Origin of the sequence: Agromyces cerinus subsp. cerinus, from assembly GCF_900142065.1 — a bacterium.
Classification (GTDB): Bacteria; Actinomycetota; Actinomycetes; order Actinomycetales; family Microbacteriaceae; genus Agromyces; species Agromyces cerinus.
The window spans coordinates 13,514-33,896 of sequence record NZ_FSRJ01000002.1; the positions used below are offsets into that span (position 1 = coordinate 13,514).

Here is a 20,383-nt window from a genome sequence, read left to right on the forward strand (position 1 = left end):
CACGCGGCATCCGTTCGACGCATCGAGCGGATGCCGCGTTCTGCTGTCACTCGACGGCGACGTCGCTCTCGGGCTCGGGCGCACGCACGCCGTTCGCGCTCTCCGGGATGCGGCGCTCGAGGGCGAGCGCAAGCGCACCGATGCCGAGACAACCGATGACCATCACGGCGATGTACACCGCGTCGAGGTCGTGGTCGAGCAGCAGGCCCGCGGCGATGGGCCCCGCGATCGCGCCGCCCTGGAACGCCGCCGAGTTGATCGCGTTGTAGCGGCCGCGATTGTGGTCGGAGGCGAGGTCGTTGTAGATCGCCGGCACCGTCGGCTGCAGGAGGGTCTCGCCGAACGCGAAGACGCCCATGAACGCGAGCACGCCGATGGCCGCGGCGAGGGTGTCGGGCAGCAGCCCGGCCGCGCCGAGGATCAGCCACGAGGTCGCCCAGACGCCGGCCATCACCCACATCACCCGAGTGCGCCGCTTGCCGCTGATCTTCGCGAGCACGGTGAACTGCAGCAGCACGATGACCGCGGTGTTCACCGCGAACGAGAGCCCGATGACGCGGGTCGAGACCTCGGCCACCTGCCGCGCATATGCCGGGAAGCCGGCCTCCATCTGGCCGTAGCCGATGAACATGGCGATGAACGTGAGGAGCGTGAGCCACAGCACCGCGGGCTGACGGAGGATCTCGCGATAGCCACCGGCGGCGACCGACTCCTCGGTCGGCTCGGCCTGGGTGCGCACATGGCGGAGCGGGCCGAGCAGGAGCGCCATGGGGATCAGGGCGCTGGCGGCGTCGATGAGGAAGATCACGGTGAAGGTCTCGGGAGAGTCGACGTCGACGTAGAACCCGCCGATGATGCCGCCCACGCCGATGCCGAGGTTCACGAGCGCGAAGTTCACGCCGAAGTACTGCTGCCTGAGGTCGCCCGAGACGACTGCCGCGATGAGCGCGTTGAAGCCGGGCCAGGAGACGCCGAAGTTCACGCCGATGAGCACGAGGGCGACGGCGGCGACGGCCGGATGCGTCGCGAACGCGAGCAGCGTGCAGCCGGCGATCATCGAGACGAGGCCCGCGAGCAGCACCGCCTTCGCGCCGAAGCGGTCGATGAGCGTGCCGCCGGGGCCGGTGACGATGAGCCCGACCACGGCGATGAGGCTCATGAGCGCGCCCGAGAGCCCGAGATCGAAGCCGCGCACCTCGTGCAGGTAGATGATCGTGAACGGCAGCGTGAGCCCCCGGCCGAGCGTCTGGATGGCGACGGTCGAGAGCAGCCACCGGCCCTCGGTGGGCAGGGCACCCCAGAACGTCCTCGCGCTGATCACTTCAGCATTCTGTTCGAGACGGCCGACATTCCGCCACTCGCCCGGGCAGGCTCTTCCGCCGCTGCCGCTCGCAGCGCTACTGTGGCGACAGCAGTTCGATCCCGGGGGAGGCGACATGTCTGCAGTGAGTGGAGACGACATCGGCGAGGTCGTGCTGACGCACGGCCAGCGACGAGGCATCCGATTGATCGGATTGGCCGGCGTGATCGGCGGCATCCTGTTGATCGTCGTGGCGATCATCGCCTGGATCGGGGTCTCGAACCAGCTCCGCGCCGAGAACATCACGATCCCCGACGACTCCCCGTACTTCGCGGGCAAGACCGTCGACGGCCCGGTCGACGCCTTCATCCAGGCGGGCGTCATCAACGCCCACGCGCTCGAGGCGAGCGGCGGCAAGACGTACGCCGAACTCGACCAGGACGACCCCGTGCGCGAAACCGTGATGCAGGCGTCGTTCCTCCGGGCCTCGCTCTTCACCTCGGTCGTCTCGTTCGGCGTCGCGCTCTTCGCGGCAGGGGTCGGCGTGATCTTCGTGCTCTTCGGGTGGGCGCTGCGCATGCTCGTGCCCTCGCCGGCGAGGGTGTCGGCGAGAGCCACGGCTCCGCCCGCAGCGGCCTGACAGTGCCCCGTCCGTTCATGAGACGGGCGTAGGCTCCCTGACATGCTGCTGGGGACAGGGGTGCAGGTCGATCGCGCACTCGTCGTCGAGACCGAGACGGGCGCGGTGCGCGGGGTGCGTCGGCACGGCGTGCGCTGCTGGCGGGGCATCCCGTATGCGGCGTCGACGGGAGGTGCCGCTCGTTTCCGCGCCCCTCGGGCGGCTTCGGGCTGGGACGGAGTGCGCGATGCCGTCGAGTTCGGGCCCGTGGCGCCGCAGAAGCGCAAGGGACAGTTCATCGGCGCGGCGCCGGGCCTCGTGCGCAGCGAGGACTGCCTGAGCGTGAACGTGATCGCGCCCGACGAGTCGGCCGAGACGGTCGGGTCGTCCGGCCGACCGGTCATGGTGTTCATCCACGGCGGCGCCTACAGCGTCGGTTCCTCGGGGGAGTACCCCCGCCAAGGCGAACGGCTCGTGCGCGAGCACGGCATCGTCTACGTCAGCATGAACTACCGGCTCGGAGCGCTCGGCTGGCTCGACTTCCGCACCTACTCGACGCCCGAGCGCCCGATCGAGGCGAACCTCGGGCTGCGCGACCAGGTCGCCGCCCTCGAATGGGTGCGCCGCAACATCCGCTCGTTCGGCGGCGACCCCGACCGCGTGACCCTCTTCGGCGAGTCGGCCGGGGCGAACTCGGTGACCACGCTGCTCACCGTGCCCGATGCCGAGGGCCTCTTCGCCCGCGCGATCGCGCAGAGCTCGCCGGCGAACGCCGTCTACCTGCCCGAGACGACGGCGAGATGGGCCCGCGAGTACGTGCAGCTGCTGAGCCGCGTGGTCGACGACGACGACCTCGAGAGCGAATCGGTCGAGGATGCCGCGGCGATGCTGTGCGCCGCAGACGCCATGCAGCTCGCCGAGGCGACCACCGCCCTCACGATCCGCACCCCCGACCAAGATCCCGGCACGATCAGCCTCGCGCCCGTCATCGACGGCGAGTTCCTGCCGCACCGTCCGCTCGACGCGTTCCGCGACGGGCTCGCGCACCGGGTGCCGCTCATCATCGGCACCAACGATCGCGAGGGATCGCTCTTCGAGGGGCGCATCAGCATCCTGCCCACGACGAAGCCGCGCATCCGCGCGATCTTCGCGAACACGAGGAAGAAGTCGCGCAAGGCCATCAAGCGTCAGTATCCGGGACTGCCAGAGCGACGGCCGGCGGCCGACTTCGCCGGCGACTTCACGTTCTGGTTCCCGTCGGTGAAGGTGGCGGAACGGCATGCGCGGTATGCACCGACGCACATGTACCGATTCGATGCGGCGCCGCGGATGCCGCGGCTCCTCGGTCTCGATGCGACCCACGGTCTCGAGCTCTTCGCGCTCTTCGAGAAGTTCGACACGCTGACGGGTGCGGGGCTCACGATGCTCGGCGGGCGTCGCATGTTCCGTGCGGTCGGGCGGCGCATGCAGGCGCACTGGGTCGCGTTCGCGGCATCCGGTGCGCCGCTCGACGACTGGCCGCGCTACGACGAGGTGGTCAGGCGCACCCTCGTCTTCGACCGGACCGACCGCATCGAACTCGACCCGCGGCGCGACAAGCGGCTCGCCTGGCAGGAGTTCGTGCCGCACGTGTGAGTCCGGGCAGGTTCGACCGCCGCAGCCGGGGGCAGCGCGCGTAGGCTCGGAGCATGCTCGCCACCGTCATCCACGCGCCCCGCGACATCCGTGTCGAAACCGTCGCCGACCCAGTGCTCTCCACCGGTGCCGACGCCATCGTGAAGGTCGTCGCCGCGTGCGTCTGCGGCTCCGACCTCTGGCCGTACCGGGGCGTGACCCCCACGCACGAGCCGCATCGCATCGGGCACGAGTTCATCGGCGTGGTCGAGGCGATCGGCGAGGAGGTCACAGTGGTCGCCGTCGGCGACTTCGTGATCGCACCCTTCTACGTGTGCGACAACACGTGCGCGAACTGCCGCAACGGCGTCTCGACCTCGTGCCTGAACGGCGGATGGTGGGGCTCCGACGACCGCGTCGGCGGCTTCGCCGACGGCGGTCAGGGCGAGCGGGTGCGCGTGCCGCTCGCCGACGGCACCCTCGTGGTCGTGCCCGGACCGGTCGGCGACGACGAGGTGCCGGGTCTGCTGAGCCTCGCCGACGTCATGGGCACCGGCCACCACGCCGCGGTCTCTGCCGGCGTCTCGGCGGGCGACTCGGTCGCCGTCGTGGGCGACGGTGCGGTCGGCCTCTGCGCGATCATCGCGTCGAAGCGACTCGGCGCCACGACGATCATCGCGATGTCGCGGCATCCCGAACGGCAGGCGCTCGCCCGTCGGTTCGGCGCGACCCACATCGTCGAGGAGCGCGGCGCCGAGGGCGTCGCGCGTGTGCAGGAGCTCACCGGGGGCATCGGCGCCGACCGGGTGCTCGAATGCGTCGGCACGAAGGAATCGATGGACCAGGCGATCCGTTCCACCCGCCCCGGCGGCATGGTCGGGTACGTCGGTGCGCCGAACGGCGGGCCGGAGCTGCCGGTGCGCCCGCTCTTCAACCGCAACGTCGGCGTCAACGGCGGCGTCGCGCCCGTGCGCGGCTACATTGAGGAGCTGCTGCCCGATGTGCGGTCGGGGGCGATCGAGCCCGGGCTCGTGTTCGACCTGGAGCTGCCGCTCGCCGAGGCCGCGGAGGCGTACGCCGCGATGGACGAGCGCCGCGCCACGAAGGTGCTGCTGCGGCCATGAGCGAGCTGCTCGAACGGCTCGTCGCCGAAGCATCCGAACTGCAGTTCGACCGGTTCACCCTCGACGACGCCTGGCTGGTCGGAGGGAAGCTGCGAGCTGCCGCCGCCGAGGCGGGGCATCCGGTCGCGATCGCGATCTGGTTCGGCTCGCAGCGGGTGTTCCATGCCGCACTGCCGGGCGCGACCGCCGACAACGATGCCTGGCTCGATCGCAAGCACCGGGTCGTCGATCGTTACGGGCAGGCCTCGATGCTCGTCGGCGAGGAGTTCCGCGCGAAGGGCGAGGACTTCGACGTGCACGCCCGCCTCGACCCGCGCGAGTTCGCGGCGCACGGCGGGGTCGTGCCGATTCGCATCCGCGAGGTCGGGGTCATCGGCGCCGTCGGCGTGTCGGGGCTGCCCGAGTTGGCCGATCACGAGTTCGTCGTGGCGCAGTTGCGTGCGCACCTGCGCGAGCAGCGCGCCGGCTGACACGTCGTCGGTGATGCCGGCGCCGGCCGTGACGCAGGTCAGTTCGAGCGTCGCGCGTGCGCGGTCACGCGTCGATGTCGTCGAGGCGCGCGATGACGACTTCGAGCAGGCGCGCGAGCTCGGCGCGTTCGGTGTCGCCGAGGTCTTGCAGCACGTCGGACTCGACGACGTCGGAGTCGCGGATGGCCTGACTGAACAGTCCCCATCCCTGCTCGGTGAGGCTCACGAGGATGCGGGTGCGGTTTTCGGGATCGGCTGCGCGCTCGACGAGGCCCCGCTCGGCGAGCTTGTCGAGCCGATGCGTCATCGACGACGGCGCGACGTTCGTGAGCTCGGCGAGCTGGCTCGGGGTGAGCGCCTCTCCGGCCTTCGCGAGCGAGGTGACGACGGCCCACTCGCCCGAGCTCACGTCGAGGTCGGTGAGCTGCCTGGCGTACCACTGGTCGAGCTTCTTCGTGAGCCCCTGCACGGCGGTGATGACCCGCTGCACGGACTCCTCGCCGCCTGCGGCGACGTAGGTCGCGACGGCGCGGCGGTGCAGTTCCTGCGCTGACGGGGTGCGTTTGGCCATACGGGAATTGTCGCACGCGAAGTTCGGTTGCTAATATTTCGATATCGAATAGTTCGTATTCGAATCATCGCCTCCCCTCCGATCGCCCCGCGGGTGAGGCATCCGTCTCGTTCGAGACCATCGACTCCGGAAAGGTGGCGTGCCCATGCGCGCGAAGCTGCTCATTCTCGCATCGAGCATCGGCATGCTCGGGTGGGGCGCCGTGCTCCCGTACCAGTACGCCTACGCGGCCGACACGCGTGGCTGGGGCGCGCTCGTCGCGGCCGCGGCGTCATCGCTCTTCTCGGTGGGCGCGCTCGTCGCCGCGCCGATCGCGGGCCGGCTGGCAGACCGGCACAACCCCGTGCACGTCGCCGTCGTCGCGCAGCTGCTCGGCGCAGCCGGAGCGGCATCGCTCATCCTCGCCGACAGCCCCGCCGTCTTCCTCGGCGGCATGCTCGTGTTCGGCCTGGGCCTGGCCGCCGCGGTTCCCGCCAAGCAGGTGCTCGCGCTCGAGTGGTCGTCGGCCGACGACCGACGCAAGGTCTTCGCGTACAAGTTCACCGGAGAGGCCCTCGGCATGGCCGCCGGCGCGTTCCTGGCCGGGCAGATCATCGACCTCGGTCGGCACGACGGACTCGACATCGGCTTCCTCATGGCCGCCGCCGGCTTCGCGGTGTCGTCGGCGATCATCGCACTCGCCGGTCGTGGTGTTCGCCGCAGCTCGGAGTTCGCCGCCGATGCGGTCGCGGGCCTGAGCGATGAGCGACGCCCCGGCGCCTTCGGCCTGGTGTTCGCGAACCCCGCGCTCCGCTGGACCTCGGTCGTCATGATCGCGCTGGCGCTCGGGTTCTACGCGCAGTTCGAGTCGGGTATTCCCGCATTCGGCATCACCGTGCTCGAGGTCGACCCCGTGGCGGTCGGCACCGCGGCGGCCGTGAACTGCATCGTGATCGTGGCCCTGCAGGTCGTGGTCGTACGACTCACGGCGAAGGTCAGCGCACCCGCCCTGCTCATGGCGGTCGGCGGCATCTGGGTGGTCGCGTGGCTCGTGCTCGCGAGTGCCCAGCTCGCGCCTGGTGTCGCATCGGCGATGTTCGTCATGACCTACGGCATCTTCGCGGTCGGCGAGACGATCTACAGCCCCGTGTTGAACCCGCTCATCGCCTCGCTCGCACGCAAGGGCATGGTCGGTAGCACGCTCGGTGCGATGTCGGCGCTGCAGACGGCGTTCACCGCGGCCGGCCCGCTCGTCGCCGGGGTGCTGCTCGGCGCCGGTCTCGGCGACGCGTTCCTCGGCATGCACCTCGCACTCAGCGTGCTCGCGGTCTTCGCCGCGTGGCGTCTGCAGCGCGTGATCGCCGCGATGCCGTCGGTGCGGCACGAGCCGCCGACGCGCCCGATCTCGGTCGTCGACCCGGTCGACGCCTGAGCAGAGCGCCGCGAGTCGTGTTCCGACTCGCGGCGCTCAGCGGATCAGTCGACTCCCGGGACGAGCACTCGCAGCGCGATCAGACTCGGGTCGCCCTCGGTCCACTCGGTGGTCAGCGCCACGTAGCGGGCCGTCGCGTCGACCTTCACCGAGCCGCGCGTCGTGCCGGCCTTGATCGACCCGATATCGCGGAACGTGATGCCGTCGTCGCTCACCGACACGGTCGCCGCCGGGGCGCTGTCGTCGTTCCACAGCGTCGAGACGGTGCCGATCGGCTGCGCCGAACCGAGGTCGGTGACCATGCGGCCGTTCGCCCCCGGGGTCCAGGCGGTGCGGGTGTCGTTGTCGACGGCGCGCTGCGGCGAGTTCATGCCCTCGGGCAGCACGGACGCCGGGAACGTGAGCGTGCTCAGCGCCAGGTCGGGCACCGGGAACGGCGTCGCGCCCGGGAACGACGTGGCGGCCGCGACCTTCGGCTTCACCACGGGCACCGTCCGCGTCCGGCCGGTCTCGACGTTCGTCACATCGAGCGTCGGCGCGGCGGCGATGCCGGCTGCCTCGCCGCGGGCATCCCCGCCGTCGAGCCTCGCGACACGCAGCGTGCGGCCGTCGAGCACCGACACCGAGACGCCGGCCGCCTTCGCGGCCGCGGTCGGAACCGTGGCGCGCGGAGCCAGCACGACGGCGTCGCCCGCGGGCACCGTGACGGTGAGCTGCGAGGCATCCCGTCCGAGCACCTGATCGCCGGCGTACAGCGCCACGGTGTCGCCCACGTAGGGAACCGTGACGTCGGTCGTGACGTCGGCGCCCGTGAGGTTGAAGGCGGTGAGGTAGCCGTCGAGCGAGCTCACGAGCAGTCCCTCGGCGCTCGGCTGCGGCGCGGCATCCTGCGCGGCCGTCGCTGCGGCATCGCCCGGCACCATCTCGACGAGCATCGGACGGTCTCCACCGCCGAGGCGGACGGTGTTGATCCCCTCCTTCTCGCTCGACACGGTGATCGGGGCCTGCCCGCCGCGCACGACGTAGCCGGCCGTGCCCTCGACATTGAGCCACGACCCCTCGGTCGTGGTGACCTGGTCCCCGGTGTAGCGGAAGCTCGCGGCATCCTGCCAGGTCTCAGCGTCGGCGGACACCTGGATGCGGTACTCGCGACCGGCCGAGGCCTCCCAGCCCAGCTGCACCTGCGTGATCGCGGTGGGCGCGCCGAGGTCGACCTGGATCCAGGAGTCGGCCCGGGTGCGGTCGGCACGCGACACGGCCCAGCGGGAGGCGGGGTCGCTGTCGGTCACGCTCGACGGGGCGCGACCCGCGTCCGAGCTCGATGCCGTCGCAGGCTTGCCCGCCGCTGCGTCGACGCCGGTCGCCGTCAGCGCGCGCATCGAGTAGAGGGAGTAGCCGTAGGCGGGGTCGCCCTGCACACCCTGCATCCGCACGAACCTCGCTTCGACCGGAGCCGGGGCGGTCGCTCCTGCCGGCGTCAGGTCGACCGTGTCGAGGCGTGCGACGTTGGCGTCGGCACTGCCGGTGTAGGCGGCCTGGGTGGTCCAGGTCTGGCCGTCCGACGAGGTCTGCACGAGATAGCGCTCGCCGGCGCTCGCCTCCCAGGCCAGACGCACCGAACCGACGGGCTTCTCTGCGCCCAGATCGACCTGGATCCACGAGTCCGCACGCGTGCGCTCGGCGACGGCGACGGCCCAGCGAGTGGCGGGGTCGGCATCGGTGACCGTCGAGGCCCGGCGGGCCGGGTCCTCGCTCGATGCGGTCGCGGGGTGCCCGGCGGCCAGGTCGGTCGTGGCCTCGTCATCCGTGCCATAGGCGTGCACTGAGTACAGCGAGTAGCCGTACCGGGCGTTGCCCTGTTGCCCCTGGATGCGCACGAAACGCGCCGCCACCGGGTCGAAGGACAGGTCGTCGATGCGGGCGGCGTTCGCGTCGGCCGGGTTCGGCGGCGTCACGACGGGCAGGGTGGCGGTGGCCGATCCCTCGGCCGTGTAGTAGGTGCGCGACCCGTCGAGGCCGTTGTAGCCGCCGAGGTCGAGGTTGCGCACTGAGACGGTACCGTCCTGCCAGCCGGCGCCGGTCGAGGCATACAGCGCCGCGCCGCTCGGCAGCGTCACCTGGCCCGCGTAGCCGTCGCCGATGCGGAAGACGGATGCCGTGCCCTCGAAGCCGTCGCGCGGCCCGGTGTAGGTGCTCGTGTTCCGGGCGGCGACCGTCGCTGAGGAGTTCGGGTACAGGTACGGCGTGGAGCCCGACAGCGCGAACAGCCACGAGTCATGGCCAGGAACCCACGGGAACTTCAGGAAGCCCTTCTTGCTGGATGCCGCCGCCCACGCGTTCGAGGACTGCTGCACCGAGAGGCCGGGTCCGGCGCCGAAGTCGCGCACGCCGGCGAGACGGGCGAAGAACTCGTCCTGCGGTGTGGCCTGAACGACCCCCTCCGCCGATTCGGCGGCCTCGACGTGCAGCAGATACGAGATCGCGATCTCGGCGCGCGCCTCGGGTTCGTACTTCGGCTCTCCCGAGAACTTGGCGAGCCGGTCGACCGGCGCGTACGCCTGGTAGGCCTCGAGCGACGCGGCCATGTTCGCCTCGGCGCGCACGGCGTCGGGGTCGCGCAGCACCTGACCGAGGAAGGCCATCGGAATCACGTCGCGGCCGTAGAGGTACTCGCGGTCGTTGACCATCGGCATGAACGGCTCGCCCTGATTCGACATCGTCATCTTGATCGACCGCCAGAGCTCGGCCGAGTTCGGCTGGTGCTTCAGGTACTCGGGGATCGGCTGATCGTTCAGGATGAACTGGATCGCGTTGCGCCCGCCCGAGCGCCAGATGTCGGACTGGTAGTGCGGGCCGAACGACCCATGGTTCTCGACGAGGTACGTGTCGTAGATCGTCTGCATCGTGTTCGTCGACACCGGCTTCCCGGCGACGACGGCGGGGTTGTTGAGGTCGGCGGTGGGCTGGCCGGCGGCGTTGCGCGCCCAGTCGCCGAGCTGCTCGTTCCAGCGAGCAGCATCGGCATTGTCGGGTGCCCAGGCGAGACCGGGCGCGAGCGCCTGCGTGTACACGCCTGCCTCCTCCTGCGCGGTGTCGCCCTCGTGCTTGCCGGTGGGCCAGTCGGCTGTCCACGAGCCCGACAGCGGGTCGTTGCCGTAGTCGAGGTCGGACGTGTAGGCCGACTGCCCTACGGCGATCGTCTCGAGGTTCTTCTGCGTCGTGGCGTCCAGCTGGTCCCACAGCACGCGTCCCGCGTCGAGGAAGTAGGACTGGAACGTGGAGTCCCAGAACATCTTCTTGCCCCAGGTGCCGTTCGGGTCGACGAAGCGGTTCTTGGCGGCGTAGTAGCGGATCGTGTCGATCGTGCGCTGGGTGAGCTGGTCCTTCGAGACGCCAGTGATCTCGGCGTCGTATTCGCCGTGCGTGACGATCACGGCGTTGCCGAGCACGACCGCGAAGTTGAAGTCCTTGAACTGGTAGGCGTTGATCGCCGGGTCCCACACCGTGTTCACCCAGCGCGTGTGGCGCAGCAGGGCGGCGTAGTAGTCGGCCGCGATCTCGTCGGGGGCGCCGAAGGCGGTCTTCACGACGGGAGCGGCGGATGCCTGGGCTGCGGGTGCGAGGGCAGCGGGCGCGAGGGCGGCGAGCGGTGCGGCGAGGGCCGCCGCCAGGGCGAGGCCGACGGCGCGGCGTCGTCGGGGCGTCGTCGCGTGGCGATCGGGGGTGGGGCCGGAGCGGGCCATGGTGTCTCCTGGATTCAGCGGCCTTCGGGGTGCCGCGTGTGGATCGACAGGAGTCATGTCGGTCTGGATGACAACGCTGTCAGAATGGTTGCGGGAAGGCTAACCCGGGGGGAGGCGGGGTGTCAAGAGCCACGTGCGAGCCGCCGACGCGCCCGATCTCGGTCGTCGATCCGGTCGACGCCTGATCGATCCGATGGCCCACTGATCGGCCCGGTCGTCCACGGGTGATCCGGTCGACGCATGAGCAGAGCGCCGCGAGTCGTGTTCCGACTCGCGGCGCTCAGGTCGAGGATTCGGCGCTACTCACCGTGCTCGGCGCTACTCGCCGACGAGCACGAGCTCCGAGAGGGGCTTGCGCAGGCGCGGGGCGCTCTCGCGCTCGCGGAGCGCCTCGGGCAGCGCGTCGACGTCGCCGAGCACGCCGATCGTGGTGATCGAGACGACCTCGAGGTTGTCGGCGAGGTCGAACGCGGCGTGCAGCGCGGCGGCGTCGAAGCCGCCCATCTGGTGCGTGTGCAGGCCTTCGTGCTGGGCCTGCACCGTGAGGTGCGCGACCGCCTGGCCGAGGTCGTAGCGGGCCCACGGGCGGGGCTTGCCGTCGGCGTCGGCGGTCTCGGCGATGTTCAGCACGAGCGCGGCGGCGGAGTCGGCCCAGGCCTGGTTGAAGCCCAGCATCGCGTCGTGCGCGGTCGTGAACGCGGGGGTTCCGCGGCGGGCGACGATGAAGCGCCACGGCTGCGAGTTGTTCGCCGACGGCGCCCAGCGGGCGGCCTCGAGGATGGTGCGCAGCGTCTCGGCGTCGACGACGGCGTTCGGGTCGAAGGCGCGGGGGCTCCAGCGGTCGACCAGCGGGTCGATCAGCTGGGCGGTGGTGTCGGCCTTGCGGGATGTGAGGTCGGTGACGAGCGTCATCGTGCGACTGCTTTCTCTGGAGGGACGGGTGCCGGGGCGCCGTCGTCCCGTTCCATTGCAACGCATGGACCTGTGAGGCATTCCCAGAAAGTCCCTCGATGACGACCTCGGGTGCGGATCCGGCGCGCCGGGCCGGAATCCGGACGAGGTCGCCGCCCTCGTACGATGGGCGGATGATCACCCTCGAGGGCCCGGCCGCCCGAGTCCTCTCCGCCTACACGCATCTCATGGTCGAGCGCGGCATCCGCGGTGCGACCCTCGAGGGCGTTGCGGCCCGGGCCGGCCTCTCGAAGTCGGGGGCGCTGCACCACTTCGCGTCCGTGAGCGCGCTGCAGGCCGCGCTGTTCATCGAACTGCGGGCGCAGGCCCGCCGAGATGCCGACGAGATGCGCACTGCGCCCGAGGGTGTGGTGCGGTACTACATCGTGTCGTCGCTCGATCGCGACAGCGAGCTCGAGCTCCTCATCGAGGCGGCGTACCGCATCGCGCAGACCGGTCACGAGGCGGCGCTCGAGGTGCTCCGCGAATGCCGCCGCGAGTGGCTCGACGTGCTCGCCGCCGCGACCGGCGACGAGCGTCTTGCGCGCATGGTGCTGTTCGCTGGCGACGGCATGAATCACAACGCACTCATGGACCTGCCCGTCGGCGAGGACGTGCTCACCCCCGAGCACGTCGAGGAGCTGATCGTCGCGTTCGAGGCGATGCAGTCCGGCGGCACCGCGGCCTGAGCGGCACGGCGGGTCGGAGGCGGTCGCGGCGGCGCACCCGGTGACCGACCGTCTGGTCGGTCTGTGTACACTTGGACCTCGCGCCTGTCGGCCCCGCCCGCATGCGTCTCCATCCTCGAGGGCGAGAAGGTACCTGATGAGCACTCCAATGGTCGGCACAGCACCCGCCATCGATCCAGCGCCCACGAAGGGCCTCGCGATCGGCAAGCTCGGGCTCTGGGGCTCGACCGTCATCGGCATCGCGTCGACCGCCCCCCTGTTCTCGCTCGCCGCGACCCTCGGCTATGTGATCATCGCCGTGGGTGCGCAGGCCCCGATCGCGTTCATCCTGGCCTTCGTGCCGATGCTCTTCACGGCCTTCGCCTACCGAGAGCTCAACAACGACGTGCCCGACTGCGGCACCGTGTTCACCTGGGCGGCGAAGGCGTTCGGCCCGCGCACGGGCTGGATGGCGGGCTGGAGCATCGCCGTGGCCGGCGTGCTCGTCATGGCGAACCTCGCCGAGATCGCCTCGGTGTACCTGCTCAGCCTCATCGGCGACGGCTCCCTGGCCGAGGATCGCGTCCTCGTCACCGGCTTCGGCTGCGTCATCATCGCGGCCATGACCTGGGTGTCGCTGCGCGGCGTCGAGATCGGCGAGCGCATGCAGCAGGTGCTGCTCGCGATCCAGTACCTCGCGATGGCCGCGTTCGTGGTCGGCTGCCTCATCGGCTTCTTCAGCGGCAACGCGCCCGACGCGACCCCGGTGTCGCTCGACTGGTTCAACCCGTTCCTCGCCGACGGCACCGGCATGGTGCAGGCGATCCTGCTCGCGCTCTTCATCTACTGGGGCTGGGACACCTGCCTCGCCCTGACCGAGGAGACGAAGGACCCGCGTCGCACCCCGGGTCGCGCAGCGACGCTCACCACGGTGATCCTGCTGGTCACGTACGTCGGCATCACCGTCGTCGCCATGATGTACGCCGGCCTCGGCGACACCGGCACGGGCCTCGCGAACGAGGCGCACGCCGACGACGTGTTCTCGGGTCTCGCCGCGATGGCGATGGGGCCGATGGGCTGGTTCCTCGTGATCGCCGTCGCGATCTCGGCGCTCTCCTCCTCGCAGACCACGATCCTCCCGACCGCCCGCGGCACCTTCGCCATGGGCGTCTACCAGGCACTGCCCGCGCGGTTCGCGAAGGTGAGCGAGGCATCGAAGACGCCGACCTTCTCGACGACCCTCGTCGGCGTCATCGCGATCGTCTACTACGCGGGGATGAACCTCGTCTCGACCGACGTGCTCGCCGACTCGCTGCTCTCCATGGGCCTCGCCATCGCGTTCTTCTACGCCATCGCGAGCTTCGCGTGCGTCTGGTACTTCCGACGCACCCTCTTCGCCAGCCGACGGAACGTCTTCTACCGTCTCGTCTTCCCGCTGCTCGGCGGACTCTTCATGGCGTGGGCGTTCGTGCAGTCGGCGATCGACATGCTCGACCCCGACTACGGCTACTCGCAGCTCGCCGGGGTCGGCGGCGCCTTCATCGTCGGCGTCGGCTCGCTGCTGCTCGGCGTGGTGCTCATGTTCGTGTGGGCGCTCTTCCCGGGCTCGCGCGACTACTTCCAGAAGCGCTCGCTGAACCGCGACACCGAGGTGCTCGCGCCCGAGTAGGGTCCGGCGAGCCGGACGGCCCGGACGGCCCGGACGGCCCGGGCGGTCCGGCCGAGCCCACGGCCCGGCAAGGGGTCCGGCCGAGCCCACGGCCCGGCGAGGGGGTCCGGCCGAGCCCAGGACCCGGCCGGTACGCGCTACGCCGCTGCGAGCTCCTCGCGGATGCCGGCGACGAACGCGTCGATGTCGGCTTCGCTCGTGTCGAACGAGCACATCCAGCGCACCTCGCCGCGTGCGGCATCCCAGTCGTAGAAGCGGAACCGCTCGCGGAGCCGGTCGGCCACGCCCGCCGGGAGCGTCGCGAAGACGCCGTTGGACTGCGTCTGCTGCGAGAACCCGAGGCCGGGCAGCTCACCGGCCGCGATGCCCGCGTCGAGCGCGTCGCGGAGGCGCCGGGCCATCGCGTTCGCGTGGCGCGCGCTGTCGATCCAGAGGTCGCCCTCGTACAGCGCGATGAGCTGCGCCGAGGTGAAGCGCATCTTCGAGGCGAGCTGCATGTTCAGCTTGCGCAGGTACTTGAGACCCACGGATGCCTCGGGGTTCAGCACCACGATCGCCTCGGCGCCGAGCGCGCCGTTCTTGGTGCCGCCGACGCTCAGCACGTCGACCCCGGCGTCGCGCGTGAAGGCGCGGAGCGGGAGGTCGAGGGATGCCGCCGCGTTCGAGAGGCGCGCGCCGTCCATGTGCAGGGTCATGCCGCGTTCGTGCACGTGATCGGCGATCGCGCGCACCTCGTCGGCGGTGTACGCGGTGCCGAGCTCGGTGGTCTGCGTGATCGACACGACGAGCGGCTGCGCGCGGTGCTCGTCGCCCCAGCCCCACGCCTCGCGGTCGATGAGGTCGATCGTGAGCTTGCCGTCGGGCGCGGGAACCGTGAGCAGCTTCATGCCGCCGACCCGCTCGGGTGCGCCGCCCTCGTCGGAGTTGATGTGCGCGGTGCTCGCCGAGATCACGGCGCCCCAGCGGGGGAGCATCGACTGCAGGCCCGTGACGTTCGCCCCCGTGCCGTTGAAGACGGGGAACGCCTCGACGCCCTCGCCGAAGTGCCGCGCGAAGACCTGCTGCAGGCGCTCGGTGTACACGTCTTCGCCGTAGGCGACCTGGTGGCCGTCGTTGGCGGCGGCGATCGCCGCGAGCACCTCGGGGTGCACGCCCGAGTAGTTGTCGGAGGCGAATCCGCGGACGGTGGTGTCGTGGAGCTGTTCAGTCACCGAACCATCCTCGCATTGCTGCGGAGACTCCGCGTCGCGCGCTCGAGACGACGCGTGTTGTCGGAATCGGGCGCTGGATTCCGACAACACGCGTCCGTTCGCGCCTCGTGGTGCTGCGCGTGGAGCAGGAGGAGAGCCCCGTGCTCAGCTCTTCAGCGCCTCGCCCCACGGCACGCGCGCGCCGGTCTTCAGCAGCGAGCTGCGGTAGATGCGCTCGCCGATCACGACCGCGAGCGCCGCAGTGGCGAGCAGGATCGCGAGCGACACGAACGGCTCCCACCACTCGGCGCTGCCGAGGAAGACCCGCATCGGCATGCCCACGGGTGCCGAGAACGGCACGTAGCTCATGATGGCGAGCACGGTCGGGTTGTCGTTGAAGAAGATCACGAGGAAGTAGGGGATCATCACGAGCATCGTCACGGGCGTCGTGACGGTGCCGATGTCCTCGGCCCGCGAGACGAGCGCCGCCGTCGCCGCGAACAGGGCGGCGAGCATCACGAAGCCGATCGCGAAGAAGACGATGAACCAGATGACCGACGGGCCGAGCCCGCCGAGCAGCACCCGCTGGCCGGTGAGCATGAGCCCGAGCAGTGCGAGCACCGCGATCGCGAGGATCTGCCCGAATGCGAGCACGCTGTTGCCGATCACCTTGCCCGTGAGGAGCGCACGAGCCGACACGGTCGAGAGCAGGATCTCGACGACACGGGTCTGCTTCTCCTCGACGACCGACTGCGCGATCGTCGTGCCGAAGGTGAGCGCCGACATGAAGAACACGATGCCGAAGCCGAACGCCACGAAGTACGCGAGCATCGGGTCGACCGCGGCCGGATCGAGCAGCTCGACCGTCGGGCTCACCGAGAGCGCGGCGACGACCTCGTTCGGCGTCGACTCGAGCCCGAGCACCACGATGCCGAGCGGTTCGGATGCCGCGGGGGCCACGATCGCCTCGACGTCGCCGTCGCGCAGCATCTGCTCCGCGGCATCCTGATCGGCGGCGGGCACCGCCTCGAGCGCCGGGTTGCCTTCGACGACGTCGGTCGCGCCGGCGACCACGGCCACCTTCGGCAGCTCGGACTGGGAGCCGAAGACGCTGCCGAGCACGACCGAGGCGAGCACGGCGAGCATGAGCACGCCCGTCGAGATGAGGAACGCCTTGCTGCGCATGCGCATCGTGATCTCGCGCCCCGAGATGAGCCTGACGGTCTCCACGAAGCCGGGGGTGCTGCGGTCGTCGCTTCGGCCGCTGGTGCGCGTTGCGCTGGTATCGAGAGTCACTGCACGACCTCCGTGAAGATCTGGGCGAGCGTCGTGTGCTCGCGGGTGAAGCTGATGACGTCGCCGCGGGTGACGGCTTCGGCGAGGGCGGCCCGCCGTGCGGCATCCGACTCGGACTCGAAGACGGCCCAGCCGCCGTCGAAGTCGGCGACGCGGATGCCGGGCTGCTGGCGCAGCCACCCGAGATCGCCCGAGGTGAGGAGCTCCCAGCGATCGGAGCCGTGCTCGGCGCGGAGGGAGTCGCGACTGCCGGCCGCGGCGATGCGGCCGCCCGCGATGATGACGAGGTCGTCGCAGAGCCGCTCGACGATGTCGAGCTGGTGCGAGGAGAACAGCACGGGGGCGCCGGATGCCGCGGCATCCGCCAGCACGCCCTGCACGGTCTCGACGGCCATCGGGTCGAGGCCCGAGAACGGCTCGTCGAGCACGAGCACCTCGGGGCGGTGCACGAGCGCCGCCGCGATCTGGGCCCGCTGCTGGTTGCCGAGCGAGAGCGACTCGATCGTGTCGTTCGTGCGCTCGCCGAGGCCGAGTCGCTCGAGCAGCTCGAGGGCGTTGCGGTGTGCGGCGGCCGCGCTCCAGCCGTGCAGGCGGGCCAGGTAGACCGTCTGCTCGAGCACGCGCATCTTCGGGTAGAGCCCGCGCTCCTCGGGCATGTAGCCGAAGCGGCGACGGTCGGCGCTCGTCAGCGCCTCGCCGCCGAGCGTGACGGTGCCGCCGTCGGAGGCGAGCACGCCGAGGACGATGCGCATCGTCGTGGTCTTGCCGGCGCCGTTGCCGCCGACGAAGCCGGTGAGCCGGCCGTCGCCGACGGTGAAGCTCACCTGGTCGAGGGCGAGGCGCTCGCCGTAGCGCTTGGTGACGTCGTGGAGTTCGAGCATGGCTCCACGGTACGGATGGCGCGCGCTCGCGGCATCCGTCGTGCGGCGGGTTCTCGGACGTCGCGCCGCTCGCGACTCGCCCGTGCGGGGGAGGCGCTCGCCGCGAGTGGGCCCCCTCAGGCCGAGCCGGTGAGCGGGCGGGCCTCGAAGAGGGTGCGCAGCACGATCGTCGCGCGCACCTGTGCCGGGAGGGAGGTGCGCAGGCGCACGAGCAGGTCGGCGAGATCGGCGGTCGTCGCCATCCGGGCGACCGCGAGGTGGCCGGCGTCGCCCGAGACCGCGTAGCAGGACTCGATCTCGGGGTAGGCGCCGAGCCGGGCGCCGAGGTCGCCGACGGACGCGGGGTCGAGCACGGAGATCTCGAGGAAGGCGGACACCGGCAGGCCGACCGCGTGCGGGTCGATGACTGCGCGATAGCCGGTGATGACGCCGCGCTGCTCGAGGCGCTGCACGCGCGACTGCACGGCCGAGGTCGAGAGGCCGGTCAGTGTCGCGAGTGTGGCGAGCGTCGTGCGGCCGTCGACGGCGAGCGCCGAGACGATGCGCTGGTCGATGTCGTTGTCGAGACGTGGTGTCGCGGTCGGCTCGCTCATGCGCTCCACGATAGTGCGCGGAACCGGTGAGGGCTTCGGCGGGGTTCGTCTCGTTCGGCGCATGAGATAGGGTTCAGATGTTCAGCCTGGAGCAATGGAGCCCGGCTCGACCGACCCGAGGATCGAGCGGCCCCCTCCGCGATATGCGGCAGATGTGCTCCGGGTTGATTGTGATGCCATCCGAGTGGCAATTTTCCGACGAGAGCTCCGGTATCTCGGATTTTCGCCGCACCCAGCAGGGATCGCGCGGATTGTTGCCGTTCGGTAAATTCCGATACGAATCGTATCTTCGTTGTTGACTATTCATCTCCTCATCATGTTCCCTTGCTAGAGATCCGAGTTCTGCATCACATGTCCGACTCATCAGCGAAGGAATATGAAACGTATGCGTGCTACACCAGCCCCCAGAAACGGGAAGGCGCGACGCCGGTTGTCCACCGTCGCCGCGGTCACCCTCGCGGCGTGTCTCGCGATCGGCCCGGCCGCGACCGCGTTCGCGGCACCGGTCGTCGCTGAAGCGAGCCCTTCGGCGACGGAGAGCGCCGACGCCAAGACGTTGCGCATCGCGACGGCCGGCTTCGTCGACACCTTCAACCCGTTCATCTCGATCTACCTGACGCCGACGAACATCATCCGGTACGTCTACGAGAGCCTCGTGCAGAACGACGCCGAAGACGGTTCCCCGACCGCGGGCCTCGCAGAGGAATGGGAGGCCAGCCCCGACGGCATGACCTGGACCTTCACCCTGCACGAGGGCATGAAGTGGTCCGACGACGAGCCGATCACCTCGGCCGACGTGAAGTACACCTACGAGTCGATGATGAACGACCCGATGCTCGGCACCGCCAACGGCAACCTCGTGGCGAACTTCGAGAGCATCGAGACGCCCGACGACCTCACCGTCGTCATCAACCTCAAGACGCCGCAGGCGCCGAACCCCGGCACCGAGATCCCCGTGCTCCCCGAGCACATCTGGTCCGAAGTCGACGATCCGACGACCTTCGCCAACGACGCCGACGTCGTGGGCTCCGGGCCGTACACGCTCGAGAGCTACTCGGCGAACCAGTCGATCATCCTCAAGGCGAACCCCAACTTCTGGCGGGGCGCCCCCAAGATCGACGGCATCCAGTACATCTACTACACGAACTCCGACGCCCAGATCCAGGCGCTGCGCGCCGGCGAGGTCGACCTCGTGACCGGGCTCACCGACACCCAGATGACGGCGCTCGAAGGCGAAGAGGGCATCACGACCCACGCCGGCACGGGCCGTCGCTTCACCTCGATCAGCGTGAACGCCGGAGCCGAGACGCCCGAGGGCGTCGCCTACGGCACCGGCAGCCCTGCCCTCAAGGAGCCCGCCGTGCGCGAGGCGATCCGCCTCGGCATCGACCAGGAGTCGCTGCTGAAGAACGTGCTGGGCGGCTACGGCGCTCCCGCCACGAGCTTCATCCCGATCGCGTTCGAGAAGTGGCACCTGCCCGACGACGACGAGGCGATCGTGTCGTTCGATCCCGACGCCGCGATGGCCAAGCTCGATGACGCCGGCTGGGTCGCCGGCGCCGACGGCATCCGCGAGAAGGACGGGAACCGACTCTCGATCCGCCTGCTCGCCGACGCGGAGGACATCGTCGAGATGTCGACCGCCGAGTACCTCGTGCCCTGGATGGCGAACATCGGCGTCGAGCTGAAGCTCGAGACCACCGACAGCGACACGATCTCGGACCGCACGGCGGTCAGCGACTACGACCTGTACTTCTCCGGGTGGAGCGTCAACCCCGACCCCGACTACCAGCTCGGCATCAACCTGTGCTCCTCGCGTCCCGACGCCGAGGGCAACGGCGCCACGAGCCAGGACGGCTACTGCAACCCCGAGTTCGACGCCCTCTACGCAGAGCAGCACTCGGAGCTCGACGAGGCCAAGCGCGCCGAGATCGTGCACGACATGCTGCGCATGCACTACGAGGACGTCGCGCAGATCACCCTCTGGTACGGCCAGTCGCTCGAGGCGTACCGCTCCGACCGCTTCACGGGCTTCACCACGCAGCCCGCCGACAACGGCATCATCGCGAACCAGGCCGGCTACTGGGGCTACTACACGGTGGAGCCCGTCGTCGACGAGGCTTCGTCGGCCGCTGAGCAGTCCGGCCCGGGTGCCGCGCTCTGGATCGGCCTCGGCGTGCTCGTCGTCGCCGCCGGTGTCGTGGCGATCGTGATCGTGCGACGGCGCAAGACCGCGGGCGACCGCGAGTAGCGTTCTCGCACTGCCCGGTCGGGTGCCGCACC

16 protein-coding genes are annotated in these 20,383 nt (G+C 70.3%); 8 read left to right on the forward strand and 8 right to left on the reverse strand.

Features of this window, described 5'->3' with window-relative positions; genetic code table 11:
• Nucleotides 1-46: 46 nt before the first annotated feature.
• Nucleotides 47-1,321, reverse strand: a complete 1,275-nt coding sequence (locus BUR99_RS06140; protein ID WP_074259533.1) for an MFS transporter — start codon at nt 1,319-1,321, stop codon at nt 47-49.
• 115 nt (nt 1,322-1,436) lie between these two features.
• Here BUR99_RS06140 and BUR99_RS06145 point away from each other — a divergent pair, with 115 nt between their 5' ends.
• From BUR99_RS06145 to BUR99_RS06160, 4 genes are read left to right on the forward strand one after another with little or no spacing between them, the layout of a single operon-like run.
• On the forward strand, nt 1,437-1,940 hold the full coding sequence (locus BUR99_RS06145) for an aromatic ring-opening dioxygenase LigA (RefSeq protein WP_084183713.1): 504 nt from the start codon (nt 1,437-1,439) through the stop codon (nt 1,938-1,940).
• 42 nt (nt 1,941-1,982) lie between these two features.
• Nucleotides 1,983-3,554, forward strand: a complete 1,572-nt coding sequence (locus BUR99_RS06150) for a carboxylesterase/lipase family protein (protein WP_074259534.1) — start codon at nt 1,983-1,985, stop codon at nt 3,552-3,554.
• Nucleotides 3,555-3,607: 53 nt separating this feature from the next.
• Entirely contained in the window at nt 3,608-4,657 is a 1,050-nt protein-coding gene (locus BUR99_RS06155; protein ID WP_074259535.1) for a zinc-dependent alcohol dehydrogenase family protein, read from the forward strand.
• A complete protein-coding gene (locus BUR99_RS06160; protein ID WP_074259536.1) occupies nt 4,654-5,127 on the forward strand; it encodes a heme-degrading domain-containing protein in 474 nt (157 codons plus the stop codon). The genes BUR99_RS06155 and BUR99_RS06160 overlap by 4 nt, the downstream gene beginning before the upstream one ends.
• A gap of 64 nt (nt 5,128-5,191) precedes the next feature.
• Here BUR99_RS06160 and BUR99_RS06165 read toward each other — a convergent pair whose 3' ends face one another.
• A complete protein-coding gene (locus tag BUR99_RS06165) occupies nt 5,192-5,698 on the reverse strand; it encodes a MarR family winged helix-turn-helix transcriptional regulator (RefSeq protein ID WP_074259537.1) in 507 nt (168 codons plus the stop codon).
• Between the two features lie 145 nt (nt 5,699-5,843).
• Between BUR99_RS06165 and BUR99_RS06170 the strand changes: the two genes are divergently transcribed.
• A complete protein-coding gene (locus BUR99_RS06170; RefSeq protein WP_074259538.1) occupies nt 5,844-7,109 on the forward strand; it encodes an MFS transporter in 1,266 nt (421 codons plus the stop codon).
• 44 nt (nt 7,110-7,153) lie between these two features.
• Here the strand turns inward: BUR99_RS06170 and BUR99_RS06175 are convergent, their stop codons facing one another.
• Both BUR99_RS06175 and BUR99_RS06180 read right to left on the reverse strand, forming a co-directional pair.
• The gene (locus BUR99_RS06175) at nt 7,154-10,852 is read right to left on the reverse strand and encodes a discoidin domain-containing protein (RefSeq protein WP_074259539.1); all 3,699 of its coding nucleotides are present in this window, start codon (nt 10,850-10,852) and stop codon (nt 7,154-7,156) included.
• Nucleotides 10,853-11,170: 318 nt separating this feature from the next.
• Nucleotides 11,171-11,764, reverse strand: coding sequence for a nitroreductase family protein (locus tag BUR99_RS06180; RefSeq protein WP_074259540.1), 594 nt, complete (start codon nt 11,762-11,764; stop codon nt 11,171-11,173).
• Between the two features lie 173 nt (nt 11,765-11,937).
• Between BUR99_RS06180 and BUR99_RS06185 the strand changes: the two genes are divergently transcribed.
• Together BUR99_RS06185 and BUR99_RS06190 are read left to right on the forward strand one after the other, a co-directional pair.
• The gene (locus BUR99_RS06185; protein WP_074259541.1) at nt 11,938-12,492 is read left to right on the forward strand and encodes a TetR family transcriptional regulator; all 555 of its coding nucleotides are present in this window, start codon (nt 11,938-11,940) and stop codon (nt 12,490-12,492) included.
• 136 nt (nt 12,493-12,628) lie between these two features.
• Complete coding sequence (locus tag BUR99_RS06190; protein ID WP_143231516.1) at nt 12,629-14,140, forward strand: APC family permease; 1,512 nt, start codon at nt 12,629-12,631, stop codon at nt 14,138-14,140.
• 137 nt (nt 14,141-14,277) lie between these two features.
• On the opposite strand, the gene BUR99_RS06195 is transcribed toward BUR99_RS06190, so the two are convergent.
• The 4 genes from BUR99_RS06195 to BUR99_RS06210 all read right to left on the reverse strand — a co-directional run bounded on the left by BUR99_RS06195 (nt 14,278) and on the right by BUR99_RS06210 (nt 18,100).
• Nucleotides 14,278-15,351 carry a threonine aldolase family protein gene (locus BUR99_RS06195; RefSeq protein WP_074259543.1) on the reverse strand — a complete coding sequence of 358 codons (1,074 nt, stop codon included), beginning with the start codon at nt 15,349-15,351 and terminating at the stop codon, nt 14,278-14,280.
• A gap of 144 nt (nt 15,352-15,495) precedes the next feature.
• Nucleotides 15,496-16,626, reverse strand: a complete 1,131-nt coding sequence (locus BUR99_RS06200; protein WP_074259544.1) for an ABC transporter permease — start codon at nt 16,624-16,626, stop codon at nt 15,496-15,498.
• Nucleotides 16,623-17,507 (reverse strand): ABC transporter ATP-binding protein, encoded by an 885-nt coding sequence (locus tag BUR99_RS06205; protein ID WP_074259545.1) that lies wholly within the window; start codon nt 17,505-17,507, stop codon nt 16,623-16,625. The genes BUR99_RS06200 and BUR99_RS06205 overlap by 4 nt, the downstream gene beginning before the upstream one ends.
• Before the next feature lie 116 nt (nt 17,508-17,623).
• Nucleotides 17,624-18,100 (reverse strand): Lrp/AsnC family transcriptional regulator, encoded by a 477-nt coding sequence (locus tag BUR99_RS06210; RefSeq protein ID WP_074260233.1) that lies wholly within the window; start codon nt 18,098-18,100, stop codon nt 17,624-17,626.
• A gap of 430 nt (nt 18,101-18,530) precedes the next feature.
• Between BUR99_RS06210 and BUR99_RS06215 the strand changes: the two genes are divergently transcribed.
• A complete protein-coding gene (locus BUR99_RS06215; RefSeq protein ID WP_234980765.1) occupies nt 18,531-20,351 on the forward strand; it encodes an ABC transporter substrate-binding protein in 1,821 nt (606 codons plus the stop codon).
• Nucleotides 20,352-20,383 lie beyond the last annotated feature (32 nt).

Excerpts from the sequence above, each read along its gene's own strand:
- BUR99_RS06145 (WP_084183713.1), top strand. The coding sequence starts at position 1,437 with ATGTCTGCAGTGAGTGGAGACGACATCGGCGAGGTCGTGCTGACGCAC.
- BUR99_RS06150 (WP_074259534.1), top strand. The coding sequence starts at position 1,983 with ATGCTGCTGGGGACAGGGGTGCAGGTCGATCGCGCACTCGTCGTCGAG.
- BUR99_RS06155 (WP_074259535.1), top strand. The coding sequence starts at position 3,608 with ATGCTCGCCACCGTCATCCACGCGCCCCGCGACATCCGTGTCGAAACC.
- BUR99_RS06160 (WP_074259536.1), top strand. The coding sequence starts at position 4,654 with ATGAGCGAGCTGCTCGAACGGCTCGTCGCCGAAGCATCCGAACTGCAG.
- BUR99_RS06165 (WP_074259537.1), bottom strand. The coding sequence starts at position 5,698 with ATGGCCAAACGCACCCCGTCAGCGCAGGAACTGCACCGCCGCGCCGTC.
- BUR99_RS06170 (WP_074259538.1), top strand. The coding sequence starts at position 5,844 with ATGCGCGCGAAGCTGCTCATTCTCGCATCGAGCATCGGCATGCTCGGG.
- BUR99_RS06175 (WP_074259539.1), bottom strand. The coding sequence starts at position 10,852 with ATGGCCCGCTCCGGCCCCACCCCCGATCGCCACGCGACGACGCCCCGA.
- BUR99_RS06180 (WP_074259540.1), bottom strand. The coding sequence starts at position 11,764 with ATGACGCTCGTCACCGACCTCACATCCCGCAAGGCCGACACCACCGCC.
- BUR99_RS06185 (WP_074259541.1), top strand. The coding sequence starts at position 11,938 with ATGATCACCCTCGAGGGCCCGGCCGCCCGAGTCCTCTCCGCCTACACG.
- BUR99_RS06190 (WP_143231516.1), top strand. The coding sequence starts at position 12,629 with ATGAGCACTCCAATGGTCGGCACAGCACCCGCCATCGATCCAGCGCCC.
- BUR99_RS06205 (WP_074259545.1), bottom strand. The coding sequence starts at position 17,507 with ATGCTCGAACTCCACGACGTCACCAAGCGCTACGGCGAGCGCCTCGCC.
- BUR99_RS06210 (WP_074260233.1), bottom strand. The coding sequence starts at position 18,100 with ATGAGCGAGCCGACCGCGACACCACGTCTCGACAACGACATCGACCAG.